13 protein-coding genes are annotated in these 12,606 nt (G+C 72.5%); 11 read left to right on the forward strand and 2 right to left on the reverse strand.

Translation table 11 applies throughout. The features are described from left to right. The first annotated feature begins 292 nt into the window (after window positions 1-292). A complete protein-coding gene (locus ACIBNA_RS39830) occupies window positions 293-1,684 on the forward strand; it encodes a relaxase domain-containing protein (RefSeq protein WP_399170170.1) in 1,392 nt (463 codons plus the stop codon). 290 nt (window positions 1,685-1,974) lie between these two features. Continuing rightward, window positions 1,975-4,491: an AAA family ATPase gene (locus ACIBNA_RS39835; RefSeq protein WP_399170230.1), complete on the forward strand. Its 2,517-nt coding sequence runs from the start codon at window positions 1,975-1,977 to the stop codon at window positions 4,489-4,491. 98 nt (window positions 4,492-4,589) lie between these two features. Here ACIBNA_RS39835 and ACIBNA_RS39840 read toward each other — a convergent pair whose 3' ends face one another. Beyond that, on the reverse strand, window positions 4,590-5,138 hold the full coding sequence (locus ACIBNA_RS39840) for a GNAT family N-acetyltransferase (protein WP_399170171.1): 549 nt from the start codon (window positions 5,136-5,138) through the stop codon (window positions 4,590-4,592). Further along, window positions 5,123-6,379, reverse strand: a complete 1,257-nt coding sequence (locus tag ACIBNA_RS39845; protein WP_399170172.1) for a hypothetical protein — start codon at window positions 6,377-6,379, stop codon at window positions 5,123-5,125. Before ACIBNA_RS39845 ends, ACIBNA_RS39840 begins: the two co-directional genes overlap by 16 nt. Before the next feature lie 244 nt (window positions 6,380-6,623). On the opposite strand from ACIBNA_RS39845, the gene ACIBNA_RS39850 reads away from it, so the two are divergent. From ACIBNA_RS39850 to ACIBNA_RS39890, 9 genes are all read left to right on the forward strand, one after another. Further along, window positions 6,624-7,037 (forward strand): hypothetical protein, encoded by a 414-nt coding sequence (locus ACIBNA_RS39850; RefSeq protein WP_399170173.1) that lies wholly within the window; start codon window positions 6,624-6,626, stop codon window positions 7,035-7,037. Continuing rightward, window positions 7,034-7,273: a hypothetical protein gene (locus tag ACIBNA_RS39855; protein WP_399170174.1), complete on the forward strand. Its 240-nt coding sequence runs from the start codon at window positions 7,034-7,036 to the stop codon at window positions 7,271-7,273. The genes ACIBNA_RS39850 and ACIBNA_RS39855 overlap by 4 nt, the downstream gene beginning before the upstream one ends. Before the next feature lie 214 nt (window positions 7,274-7,487). Next, entirely contained in the window at window positions 7,488-7,610 is a 123-nt protein-coding gene (locus ACIBNA_RS39860; RefSeq protein WP_399170175.1) for a hypothetical protein, read from the forward strand. A 111-nt stretch (window positions 7,611-7,721) separates the two neighbouring features. After that, a complete protein-coding gene (locus ACIBNA_RS39865) occupies window positions 7,722-7,868 on the forward strand; it encodes a hypothetical protein (RefSeq protein WP_399170176.1) in 147 nt (48 codons plus the stop codon). 83 nt (window positions 7,869-7,951) lie between these two features. After that, on the forward strand, window positions 7,952-8,989 hold the full coding sequence (locus tag ACIBNA_RS39870; RefSeq protein WP_399170177.1) for a SagB/ThcOx family dehydrogenase: 1,038 nt from the start codon (window positions 7,952-7,954) through the stop codon (window positions 8,987-8,989). After that, the gene (locus tag ACIBNA_RS39875; RefSeq protein WP_399170178.1) at window positions 8,986-9,861 is read left to right on the forward strand and encodes a nitroreductase family protein; all 876 of its coding nucleotides are present in this window, start codon (window positions 8,986-8,988) and stop codon (window positions 9,859-9,861) included. The genes ACIBNA_RS39870 and ACIBNA_RS39875 overlap by 4 nt, the downstream gene beginning before the upstream one ends. After that, window positions 9,858-10,667 carry a class I SAM-dependent methyltransferase gene (locus ACIBNA_RS39880; protein ID WP_399170179.1) on the forward strand — a complete coding sequence of 270 codons (810 nt, stop codon included), beginning with the start codon at window positions 9,858-9,860 and terminating at the stop codon, window positions 10,665-10,667. The genes ACIBNA_RS39875 and ACIBNA_RS39880 overlap by 4 nt, the downstream gene beginning before the upstream one ends. Continuing rightward, window positions 10,664-11,494: a phytanoyl-CoA dioxygenase family protein gene (locus ACIBNA_RS39885; protein ID WP_399170180.1), complete on the forward strand. Its 831-nt coding sequence runs from the start codon at window positions 10,664-10,666 to the stop codon at window positions 11,492-11,494. Before ACIBNA_RS39880 ends, ACIBNA_RS39885 begins: the two co-directional genes overlap by 4 nt. Continuing rightward, window positions 11,491-12,537: a phytanoyl-CoA dioxygenase family protein gene (locus tag ACIBNA_RS39890; RefSeq protein ID WP_399170181.1), complete on the forward strand. Its 1,047-nt coding sequence runs from the start codon at window positions 11,491-11,493 to the stop codon at window positions 12,535-12,537. Before ACIBNA_RS39885 ends, ACIBNA_RS39890 begins: the two co-directional genes overlap by 4 nt. Window positions 12,538-12,606: the final 69 nt, after the last annotated feature.

Consider the following 12,606-nt stretch of genomic DNA (forward strand, 5'->3'; position numbering starts at 1 on the left):
GACGCCCCACCGGCTCCCGGCGTGCGCCTGGAGGCCCCCGACAGGCACGTCGACAGACCTGGTCGACCCCACCGGAGACGATCCACCGGTGCAAGTGAGACGCAGTGCTTCTCCTGCTTTTTCGGTGACCGGTGTTTCAGGGTTACCGTCGATGATCGCTGGTTCACCCAGCTGTCCATCTACAGGTACAAGATCAAAAGCAGGCTACGCACAAAGGCACCTCCCCTGTCGGGGAGGTACGGCGCGGCCGGGCCGAAACGGCGCACAAGCGCACAAGCGGGAGGGGCAGCCGGTGGCCTGGCTGACGAAGATCAGGGCGGACGGGCAGGTCGAGTACCGGCTGCGGGAGCAGGCCGGCTGCGGCGTCGTCGAGTCCGACGGTGTCGAGACGACCGTCTTGGACGACGCGGTCGACGCCGCTGTCGATTACCGGCTGCGACAGGAGGGCGACGGCCACCTGGTGTGGGTGGGCAGCGGCGTGAGCGTCTTCGGGTGGTCCGAGGGCGAGCACCTGGACGACGAAGCCAAGGACGCCGTACGCCGGATCATGAACGGCACCCACCCCGCCACCGGCGCTCGGATGATGGCCTCCACGGCGTCGGTGCGCACGCACCCCGACGCGCACCTGACCGTGGCCCGGCTGACCGAGGCGATCGAGGCCCTGGCCGCCGAGAAGGGCGTCGAGCCCGCGCAGCTCCTGGAGGGCAAGCCGAAGCAGCAGCGGGAACTGGCGACCCAGTTGCGACAGGTCAACCGGTTCGGCGAGGGGCAGCGCCTGCAGGTGGGCACCCTGCACAAGCTGGCCCGCGCCGTCGGCCTCGACCTGGCCGACGTCTACGGCGAGGCGGAGCTCGCCAAGGCGTGGGCGAACAAGGACAAGCGGATCGACACGCGGGTCAAGGGCTGGGACCTCGTGCTGGACCTGCCGAAGTCGGATAGTGCGGTCTCCGGGCTCATGGGCGAGCTCGACGAGCGCGACTTCCGCGACCTGGTGCAGCAGGCGAAGAACGACACCGTCCGCCTGGCGGAGAAGTGGATCGGCTACGCCGTGACGGGCGAGGGCGGCGAGCTGGTGCGGATCGCCACTGGCGGTCTGATCGGCTGGTCCGTGGAACACCTCGCCGCGCGCCCGGTGACGCCCGGTGAGCCCGGCGACCCGCACCTGCACGTCCACGTCACCATCGCCAACGTGGCGCTGTGCGAGGACGGCCAGTGGCGCAGCATCGCGAGATCAGGGAAGGACTTCCACCGCCACGCCAGCGCCCTCGACGCGTACTTCAAGGCGCGGGTGCGGGAGCTGACGTACGCGCGGTTCGGCATACGCCGCGAACTGAACCCGGCCACCGGCGCGTGGGGCACGTTCCCGAGGAACTGCGCGACACGTTCTCCCGCCGCCACGCCATCGTCAACGAACTGGTCGGCGAGGACGCCTCGCGCGAGGAGCGGCAGCGCGCCGCCGACGAGACCCGCCGCCAGAAAATCGACGCCGACGCGACCGGGATGCGGGCCAGCTGGCGCACCCGCGCCGAGGCCATCGTCGGCGACGTCGACGCGATGGTGGCGGCCGCCGCACCCGGCCCGCCCGACCCCGGCGGCGCGTCCGTCGACGGACCCGGCGCAGGCCCGCGCATACCCCCGCCGGCCGACATCGCCGCCATCGTCTTCGACCCCGAGACCGGACTGACGGCGGGCGATAAAACGTTCAGCCGCGCGCAGCTGCTCGCCGCCGTGGCGAACGCGCTGGAGTACGGGATCGGCGACGGGATCGACCTCCTGGACCAGCTCGCCACCGACGTCCTCGCGGTCGAGGGATACGCGGTCCAACTGCCGCACGTCGGCTCCACCGTCATGTCGTCGATGTCCCGCTACACCACCCGCGACATCCTCGACGCCGAGGAGGTCGTCACCACCCAGGCGCTTCAGCGGTTCGACGAGGGCGCGGTACGGCTGACCGCCGAGCAGGCCGCGGCCGCCATGAGCATCTTCGAGATAGCCAACGGCTTCAGCCTGTCCGACGAACAGCGCGCGGCGATCGAGCGGACCCTGACCGCCGGGCACGGCATCGACGCCCACATCGGCGCGGCCGGGACCGGCAAGTCGACGCTGATGGAGGCGTGCCGGATCGCATGGGACGCCACCGGCCACACGTACGCCGGCGCGACGGTGAGCGCGGTCGCGGCGCAGTCCCTGCAGGACGCCTCCGGCATCCCGGCCCGCTCGATCGCGTCCTGGCTGCAGCAGATCCGCGACGGCAACGGGCTCACGGGTGTGGACGTCCTGGTGGTCGACGAGGCCACCATGTCCAACGACCGGCAGGCCGCCGCGCTCATGCGGGAGGCGGCCCGCACCGGCACGAAGATCGTGGCGATCGGTGACCCGAAGCAACTCCAGGCGATCGGCCCGGGCGGCTGGTTCAAGGAGGTCCACCGGCTCGTCGACGGGCTGACGCTGACGGAGAACCGGCGTCAGCGCAACGACGCCGAGCGCGCCGCCCTGGACGTGTGGCGCACCGGCGACCACGAGCAGGCCCTGAAGATCCTGGCCGACACCGGGCGGGTGCACGCCGCCGAGACTGCCATCGAGGCCCACGGGCAGATCCTGACCACCTGGGACGAGGTGCGCTCCCGCTGGACCGACCCGCACGACCTGATCGACGCGGTGACCGTCCTGGCCGCCAAGAACGCCGACGTCGACGTGCTCAACCTCGGCGCACAGCAGATCCGCCGGCAGCGCGGCGAGCTCGGCAAGGAGCACCGCTTCGCCCTGTCCGGCGGGGCGGACCTGAACCTCGCCGTCGGCGACCTGGTGCGCGTGCGCCAGAACGACTACCGCTCCCGCCGCGGCGACGGCCCCGACGTCCTCAACGGCTACCGGGCCGTGGTCAGCGCGATCGACGACGCCCACCGCGTCGAGATCACCTGGCGCGACAAGAAGTCCGGCGAGCACGTGTCCGCGTGGTTCGAGCCGAAGGCCATCAGCTCCGGCGCCCTCTCCCTCGGCTACGCCATGACCGTCGCCGCCAGCCAGGGCCTCACCAGCGAGGTGGGCCTGCTGTACGGGCACGGAGCCAACGCGTTCGCCGTCTACCCGGGCATCACCCGCGGCCGCGCCGAGAACCACCTCTGGCTGCCCCTGCAGGTCGTCGAGGACGACGAGACGCAGGCACGTCTCGGCGCTGCCCGCAGCGAGACCGAACGCCTGCACCGCGCCGTCACCGCGTTCGCGAAGTTCCTCGGACAGGACCGGGGCGACTACATGGTCTCGGACCTGCTGCGCGAACCGCCGGCCCCCGCCCGCGTGCCCGCGCAGGCCGAGCGGGAGCACGAGATGGCCCGCGAGGAGGCCCGCGAGGAGGTCGAGGCCGCGCTACGGCGGGCCCATGCGGCGACCGCCGTATCCACCGGCCGGGCGCAGGAGGCGTACGAGCAGGCGCAGCGGCTCGCCGCCGAGGAACGCGACGACACCGCGGCCGCCGTCGAGCCTGCGGTGCAGCTCCAGCCCGACAACGAAGACGACGCCCGTGAACGGGCCGCCAGCGAGAAGCGTCTGGCGGAGATCCAGCGGCAGCGCGAGATGGCGGCAGTGCAGTCCTGGAAGACCCGGCCGTACGGCAAGCGGTCGGACGCCGACCTTGCCCAGGTGATCGGGCTGGCCTACGAGCGCGCCGGGATCGCCGAGCGCGCCGCCGCGCAGACTGCGGAGAAGGCACGCGCCCTCGAGGAACGCCTTGCCCAGGAGAAGGAGGCCGGGCAGACCCGCGGGCAGGCGTTCGTCGCCGAGGCGGAGACTCTGCTGGACCAGGCGGAGGCGAAGGCGAAGGAGGCCGCCCAGCAACTCGCCCGGGAGGCCAACGCGCGCAAGGAAGCGGATGAACGGCACCGGTACCTGCGCGACTACCTGGAGCCGAAGAAGAACCTGAGCCGTCTGGAGCGGCTGCGCGCCAACATCACCAAGAAGCAGATCGCGACGGACATCGCCGATGTCACCGCCGAGCGGACGGCCTGGCGCACGGAGGAGAGTGAGGCCCGCAGCGCGGCGAAGACCGCCCGGCTGGAGGCGTGGGAGATGATCCGCACCAGCGAGTTCGCCGGGCATTTCCGCGACGTCGACGCTCAGAAGTTCGCGCCGGACGACGTCGCCACCGTCACCGCACGGCTGGCGAAGATGCGCGAGCAGCTGCCTGACATCGAGATCCGCCTCGACCGCCGCGACGCCCAGGAGCTGACCCGCCTGCAGGGCGAGACCACCCAGTACACCGAGGCGGCCGCCAAGAGCCGGAACACCGTGGCGGCCGGCCAGGCCGAGCAGGCCCTGCGGAAGACCATCGCCAAGAAGTACCCCGAACTGCACGACATCGAGACCAAGTCCCGCCGTTCACACCTCGTCGCGCAGAAGCGAGCGTCCGCCGAGCAGACCCGGGCCCGATCCCAGGAGTCGGCCGCCTATCACCGACAGCCGCCCTCCCAGGGCCGTGGCGGGCCGCGTCCGTGAGCGGCCGGTAGACCTGTTAGGCCCAACGGGGCCAACGCGCGGTGAGCAGCAACGAAATGGCCCCCGGCACTGCCGGGGGCCTCGCTGTACCGGGAGATTCAGGAAGCGGTCGGCACGCGCAGGTCGCGCAGCATCACCGCGAAGTTCGGGGAGTCCGGGAACGGCTGTCGGTTGCCGATGCGGCGATATCCCCACGCCTCGTACAGCGCCTCGACCTTCGGGTGGTCGGGGTCCACCAGGAGCACCGCCAGGGCCTCCGGCCGGTCCTCGAGGAGCGCGGCGTGCAGCCGCTCGGCGGTCCCGGTCTTGCGCCACTGTGGCCGCACCATCAGCTCGGACACGGAGAACGTCGAGTCGTCCGCCGGCGGCTCGCTCAGGTGCTCGCGCCACCACTCGCGACCGGGGGTGGCCGGGGCGCCGTACGCGAAGCCGACCGGTTCGCCGCCGTCGTAGCCGATGATGCAGGAGAACCCGGGGTGTCCGCCCCAGTGGTCGACGAACCACGGGAAGCGCTGGTTGAACTCGTCTTCCATCTCGTCCGCGTACGCGTCCGCGTGCACGTCCAGGAGGGTCTGCCGGATGTCCTGCAGGTCCTCGTGGCCGAAGCGGCGCAGTTCGACGGCTGTGGTGGTCAAGAGGTGCTCCATTCAGTCCGGTAGCGGTCGGTCCACTCGTGCGCGATGTGTGCGGAGGGCGCACGGGCGATCAGGTCGCGCTGGAAGTCGCCGAGGAGTTGCCGCATCCGCCCGGGAAGCGGGGCGCCGGCCATGATGGCGAAGACGTCGCCGCTGGTGGCGCACGCCTGCTCGACGTCGTCCTGGTGCAGCTGCGCGAGGGCGAGCCGGGCTGTGGTGTGTGCACGGTTGCGCCGGTAGGACTCCGGCAGTGCGGCCAGCGCGCGGTGAGAGGCGGCCTCAGCCTCCGCCGGGTCTCCCACGACGTCCCGCACGATCGCGGTCAGGGAGTGCAGTTCGGCCGGTCCGTAGAATGCGATCCATGTCGACCGGGGCTGTGCCAGGTCGGCCTTCGACAGAGCATCCTCGGCACGGCCCAGGCAGCGCAGTGCCGCGCGCTTGTCGCCGCTGTGGGCGAGCCCGACAGCGGTCCGGGCGTGGGCGAGGGAGGCGTGGAGCGGACTGCGCCGGACGATGGTCGTCGCCTGCGCGGCCTGTGCGGACGCCACTGCTTCGGCGTACTGCTTGCGTTGGCGGGCGAGCATGGCCCGCAGGTTCCACACCTGCATGGTCATCTCGGGGTCCTGCGCGAGGCCCGCGAGGGTCAGGGCACGGTCGAGATGCCTGCCGGCACCGTCGAGCTGCCCGGCGTCGATCAAAGACCAGGCGGCCGTCGCGGTGAAATCCGAGGCGAGGGCGAACAGGCGCTGCCGCACGCGCTGTGTGGTGGATTGCTTCTGCAGGCCGAGCGCCTCGTCGGCACCGGCGAGGGCGGCCCGCTCGAGGCGGCCGTGCCCGCCGCGGTCGGCGTCGAGCGCCACCAGTCTCTCGACGTCGTCACGGAGCCTGATCACGTCGGACGTGCCGACACGCGAGGGGCGGGAGGCGGAGGGGGTGTTGAGGGGTATCACGGCGGCGGCCGCGGTGCCGGTGGCCGCACTGCAGAACTTACGACGGCGCACGTCGGGGTCCTTTGGTAGCGCTGGTGGGACAGTGTTGCGTTTCCCCCGAGGCAGGAACCCTAGAGCCGTGGCATCGAGGCCGGTGACCGCCTCCAAGGCCCGTCGCTGCCGTTCCTGGGGCCACCGGTTCTCGCCGGACAGCCATCGGAACACGGTGCGATCCGACGTGGTGCCGGTCTTGCCGGTGAAGTCGCCGATGGCGTCGTTCACCGCGTCGACAAGCTCCGGCACCTTCATCTGATGCGCCGTCATCCAGTCGGCTAAGGCTGGGTTTCCTGGATTTCTGGTCTCCCCCACGGCAGCACGGTAGGGGTTGCGCGCGGCCCACGGCAGGTAAAGGGAAGTTCAATTCGTCAGTCCGAGTGCGAGAAGCCCGGGCAACTTCGTCATGCCCACCGCGCGGTGACGCACGGTTAGGTGTCGTGTACGGCCCCGCCGCGCCTCATCCCCCGTAGGCACGGCGGGGCGCCGACCCGATCCACCTGCTGAGGCAGCGATGACCAGTGCAGGAACCACTCAGGAAAAGGCCACGTCAGCCGTCCCGGACCCTGCTGCGGCCGTGCTGTACGTGTGCGCTCAGCGAGGCACGGTGACGCCCGGCCTGGCGGCGGAGCGCGCCGAGGAGGAAGGCCAGTCCTTCGCGCAGGAGCACGGGCTGACGATCATCGAGGTGGTCAAGGACGAGTACGGCGAACCGGATCCGTGCAGCCGGACGGGCTGGCTGCGGGTGCGGGAGCTGGCGGAGGCCGGCGCGGTCGCCACGGTGATCGTCCGGTGGCCGTCCAGCATCGCCCCGGAATCCTCGTCGGAGCTGCGGTACCGCGAGACCCGGTGGCTCCGCGAGCACGGCGTACGGGTGCGCTACACCTGGGAGCCGCTGGCCGCGACGGACGGCGGTGAGGACGAGTGAGCACCAAACGCCGCAGCCTGCTCCACCGTGACCACCCCTGGATCGGCCGGGAGGTCGAGGACACCGCGACCGGCCGCCGCGGAACCCTGCGGGCCATCGCCCCGGACGGCGACAAGCCGCGCCCGGTGGCATGGCTGATGCCGGAGGGCGGCGGGATGGAGTGGACCACGGACCCGGACTCGCTCGACAACCCCTCGCCCGTCACGCCGGACACGCACCCCGGGCAGGAGCAGTGAGCGGCGCGCACGCGCGCCCGTCGCGTCCGGGCCGCGCAGTGCTCGCCCTCGCCGCGCTGGCCCTCACACCGCCCGCGGCCGTGCTTGGCCCCCGGGCCGCCGCCACCACAACGCCCGCGTCGGCGCCGGAGGCTGAGGCCGGTCGACCCGACCACCACGCCGGGCAGCACCCCGACCGGCATGGCGAACGCCCCAAGCTCCTAAGGCCCGGACCGTGACCGGCCACCGCCGTAGGCCCCGCCGTCCCAGCGGGCGGCCCTGGTGGGCCTGGTGGCAAACCTGGTGGCTCGGCGGCGCGCTCGTGGTCCTGGCGCTCGTCGCGCGCCGCGCCCTGTAGACCCCGGCGGGGTCGGGTCGGGACGTCACAACCCCCCGATCCCGCCGGTCAGCACCACCCGGCCGAGCCGTCCCGGCCCGGCCGCTCAACCAGTGGAAGAGGGAGAGGGACATGCCCGAGATGACCTTCGGTCACGTGGCGGACGACACCACGGTTCGTACGGGTCTGCTGCAGACCGGCACCTGCAACCTGGCGCCGATCCAGGAGACCGGGCAGGAGACGCCCGCCGCGCCGGCGGCCACGGGGTCCGCCGCCTGACGAGACGACACGAGCACGACCACCAAGGTCCCGGGGTGCGGCAGCCGCCGCCCCCGGGATCGTCGTGAGAAGGGAAGGAAGCCATGACGAGCACCACGTTCCGGCGTCACCCGTCGCTGCTGGCAGCCGTTGAGGAGGTGAGCGGGCAGCGGAGGATCACCGTCTCGGTCCACGACGGGAAACCTCCGCTGCTGGTCGACGACGTACGCCTGTTAGCCGCGCTGAGCACGCTGCCGCCCGGCGGCTTCACCCAGGCCGAAGCCCTCAAGGCGTGGGCCGACGCCGGGCTGGGGGACGTCCAGGCGCCGCTGTGGACCTACTGCACCAAGGAGGCCGGGCTGATCGTCACCACCGCAGACAGCAGCCTGCACAGGCACGACGCCTACCACCAGGCCACCCGCTCCTACCCGTTCCTGGACATGGGCCAGGCCAAGGCGTTCGACACCGACAACGCCCTGATGCGCCAGTACACGGCCACGGACGCGTACCCGTCCGTCTACACCGACCTGCCGCGCAGCCAGCGGTGGCCGCTGGCCAAGGCGCAGACGGTGGCCGCCGAGCCGGAGGAGGGCGGGTACCGGCTGCCGGAACAACTGGCGCTTCTGCTCGACGGCACCCTCGGGGAACGGCGACGGCTCGACCCCGACGACACCGGCACGTACCTCCAGGTCGAACTGATCTTCAAGGCCGTGCCGTCAGGCGGGGCCCGGCACCCGACCGAGGCCCTGCTGTGGTTACGGGCCGAGGGCATGCCGGAGGGCCTGTACCACTACAACGTCCGCGCCAACGCCCTTGACCTGCTTCAGGTCCAGCCGGACGTGGCCGAGCTCGCCGCCGCCTGCCCGGCCCTGCCCCAGCTGACCGGCGGGACCGGGTCCGTGGCGGTGGTGATGCTGGCCAGCGCCGTTGAGCGGCCGATGTGGCGCTACCGCGACGCCCGCTCCGCCCGCGCCGTGCTGGTCGACGTCGGGCACGTCGTCCAGCACCTGGCCGAGCTCGGCGCGTGGCTGGGCTGGGCCTGGAGTGATCTGCCCGGCTTCGACGCCCGCGCCCTGGCCGGCCACACCGGCCTGGATCCCGACGCGATGCCCGTACTGGCGATGGGAGTGCTGAGCCGATGACCGAGACGACCCTGCAGAGCGTGCCGCAGATCCTGCTCGACCCGTTCACCGGCGGTCCGGTGCTGACCCGGATGGAGGCCGCCTGCCTCGCAGCCGCCCTGACGCCGTCCACCCGGCCCGAGTTGGAGAAGGCCGGGTTCACCGAGGACCTGGTCGACGGGATGCTCAAGCGGGGCCTGCTCGCCCCGGCCCCGGCGGATGCCGCCCTGTGGCACCGGCACGGCTGGGGCCGCCCGCAAGCCCTTCTGCGCGCCGCCGACGCCCACCGTGCCGCCCGCATGGCCGAACTGCCCGCCTGCCCCGCGCCCGTGGCCGGAGTGCTCGACAGCCGTGCGGCGTTCGACCAGGCACTTGCCCGGCGCAGCCTGCGGCAGTTCGACCGCCGTCCGCTGCCCGCGCCGGCCCTGCACGCGGTGCTGGCCGCCACCGGTGCCCTGCTGCGTGCCTGGCCCCATCTGCGGCTGTACGTCGCCGTCCAGGACGTCGACGGGATCGAACGCGGCGTGCACGCCTACCACGCGGGCGCCCTGGAACTGCGCACGGCCGGGCTCGACGACACCCGTCTGAGGGACTGCGCGCACCAGTACTGGGTGCTCGGCACCGGGGCCGTGCTGTTCATCACGGTGAACTGGCACGCCCTCGAACAGGCCCACGGCCGTGGCCCGGACGCCTACACCGCGGTGCTCACCGAGTGCGGGCGCCTCGCCCATACAGCGGTGCTCGCCGCCGGCCGGACGGGAGCGGGAACGTGGATGACCCCCGCCATCGACGAGCAGGTCGCCGCGGACCTGTGCGGACTGGACACCGAGCTGCAGGAGGCGCTGTACATGCTCAAGGTCGGCATGCCGAGGAACACGGAGGACACGCAGTGAAGGCCAACACCCGCCGGGACAACAAGCTGGCGTTCGACGGGGTCGCCGACGTCTACGACACCGCCCGCCCCGGCATCCCCCACCACCTGGTCACCTCCATCGTCCACGTGGCCGGTCTCGCCCCCGGCGACCAGGTCCTCGAAGTCGGCGCCGGATCCGGGCAGCTCACACTGCCGCTGCGCGCCGCCGGCGTCGAGGTCACCGCCCTGGAACCCGGGGATAGGCTGCGCTCCCTGCTCGCCAAGCACACCGCGGACGACCTGGGCGTCACCGTCCGGGGCGGTCTGTTCGAGGACTTCACCGCCCCCGCCGGATCGTTCGCCGCCGTCGTCTCCGCCAACGCCTGGCAGTGGATCGACCCCGCCGTCTCCTACGACAAGGCCGCCGACCTTCTGCGGCCCGGCGGGCACCTGTCGCTGATCTGGAACTTCCCGATCGTCGCCGACCCCGCCCTGCAGCAGGCGCTGAACGAGGTACTTGCGCAGGACTATCCCGACGCCGTCCGCGACCCCGCGACCCACCTCAGCGGTATCGAGGCCCGCGCGGCCGAGGGCCGAGCCGAACTCGCCGCCTCCGGACGCTTCGATCCACCCTGGTGGCAGGTCAGCCACGACACCCTCCGCCTGGCCCCGGACGCCTACTACGAGCTGCTGCTGTCCTACGCCAACGCCGCGGTGCTCGACGAGTCCACCCGCGCCGACCTCTTCCTGCGGGTCAAGGCGGTCCTGGCCGAACACGGCGCCGAGACGGTGGAGATGGACAACGTCCTGTACGCCTGCGCCGCCCGGCTGAAGGGGCAGAGGTGACCGCCGCGGCGGCGTTACGCCGCGACGGCTACGCCGTCATGCCCGGCCTCATCGACCCCGGCCTGCTCGGCGACTTCGCCACCCAGCTCGACGCCCGCCTTCAACCGCCCGGCCCCGGCGACCCGCTGACCCGGCTGCGGGCCAGCCAGCCCGACGTCCAGCAGCTGCGCGCCGCCGGATACGGCAGCGAGGCCCAGCACCGGCTCACCCACTACCCGCCGCTCGCCGCCATGATGGCCGATCTCCTCGGCGGCGAGGTGTGGGCCCAGCCCCGCCGCTTCCTGCGCCTGGTCCCGCCCGGACCCGGCCCGTGGGCCACCGAGCCGCACCAGGACTACCGCTACGTCCAGGGCGCGATCGACACCCTCACCGCCTGGATTCCCTTGCACGACGTGCCCGCCGGCACCAGCCCGCTGCGCGTCGTGCCCGGCTCCCACCACCGCGGCTTGTGGCCGGTCACCGACACCACCGGCGGCACCCTGCCCCACCCGGTCGGTCTGGCCCCCGACGATGCCCGCTGGCGGTCCCTGCCGCTGTCCGCCGGCGACCTGGTGGTCTTCCACGCGCTCACCGTCCACTCCACCCTCCCTCCGACCGGGCCCGCCGGACGCATCTCGCTCGATGTCCGCTACCAGCGCACCGACGCACCCCTCGCGGCCACCGCCCTGCTCGCCCCCTTCGAGTGCGAGCACCCGGACGACCCGCTCCGCTGGGCAGGCGACCCGCAGCTGCGCCTGCCCGACCCGCTCCCCGTAGTGCCCACCGCCCCGCACCCCGACGTCGCCGATCCCGACCGCGCCACCTCCCGCTTCCTGGAGGCACCGTGACCGAGCTTCAGTCGTTCTTCGACGCCACACCGCTGCTCGACTCCCCGGCCGCCCTGGTGGAGCGGCTGCGCAGCGACGGCTACCTCCACCTGCGCGGGGTCCTCCCCGTCTCGGATGTCGCCGCCGTACGCCGTCACGTCCTGGCCGTCGCCGACGAAGCCGGATGGCTGCTGCCCAGCGTCACCGACGAACCGGCCCCGCCAGCCGATACGCGAGCGGCGGTGTGGGATCCGGCACCCGCCTACCGCAGCGTGCACCGCCGGATGTGGACCCACCGCGACGTGCACGCGCTCATGCACCACCCGCGCTTGCTCTCCCTGCTGACCACCCTGACCGGCCATGTCGATCTGCTCGTTCACCCGCGCAAGGTCCTGCGCGCCGTGCACCCCCGCCCCGTCCCCGGACCCGCCGAGACCGGCTGGCACCAGGACTGGCCCGAGATCCAGGGATCCGAGAACACCCTGACGGTGTGGACTCCGCTCGCCCCGGCAGGTCCCGGCACCGGCGCCCTGGCGATCCTCCCGGCCTCCCACCGCGACGGCACACTGCCGCTCCGGCTGGCCTCCACCGCTGTCGGCTGGGAGGCCAACGTCCACCCCCAGCGCGCCCACACCGGCCCCGTCGCCCCCGGCGACGTCCTCGTCTTCACCGCGCACACCGTCCACCGCGGCACCCCCAACACCGGCCGCCACCTGCGCCTGTCGCTCGACGTGCGCTACCAGCCCGCCAGGGAACCGATCAGCGAAACGTGCCTGGAACTGCGCGATGAGCCGTACGGATGGGACTCCGTCTACGACCAGTGGCCCGCCCGGGACGGCGACCCGCTCGCCTACTACTGGAGGCGCCACACCCGCCTGAACGTCGTCCCCTACGACCCCCGCTTCGACGTCTGGCGCGAACGGACCGCGCTCGCCGCCGGAGAACGCCGAGACCCGGGCGCCCGGCGGGCACTGGAGATCACCGCCGCCTACAGCGCCCCGCCGGCCGCCACACGCGCCGCCGCACTCCTGCGCGCACTGCCCGCAGCACGTACGGCACGGTAGCGAGGCACGGGAACGGCACCTGCGGGAACCACACGATCGAGAACGGCGCTCACTCCCCACGGGTGAGCG

Origin of the sequence: Streptomyces sp. NPDC050164, from assembly GCF_044459945.1 — a bacterium.
Taxonomy (GTDB): Bacteria; Actinomycetota; Actinomycetes; order Streptomycetales; family Streptomycetaceae; genus Streptomyces; species Streptomyces coeruleorubidus_A.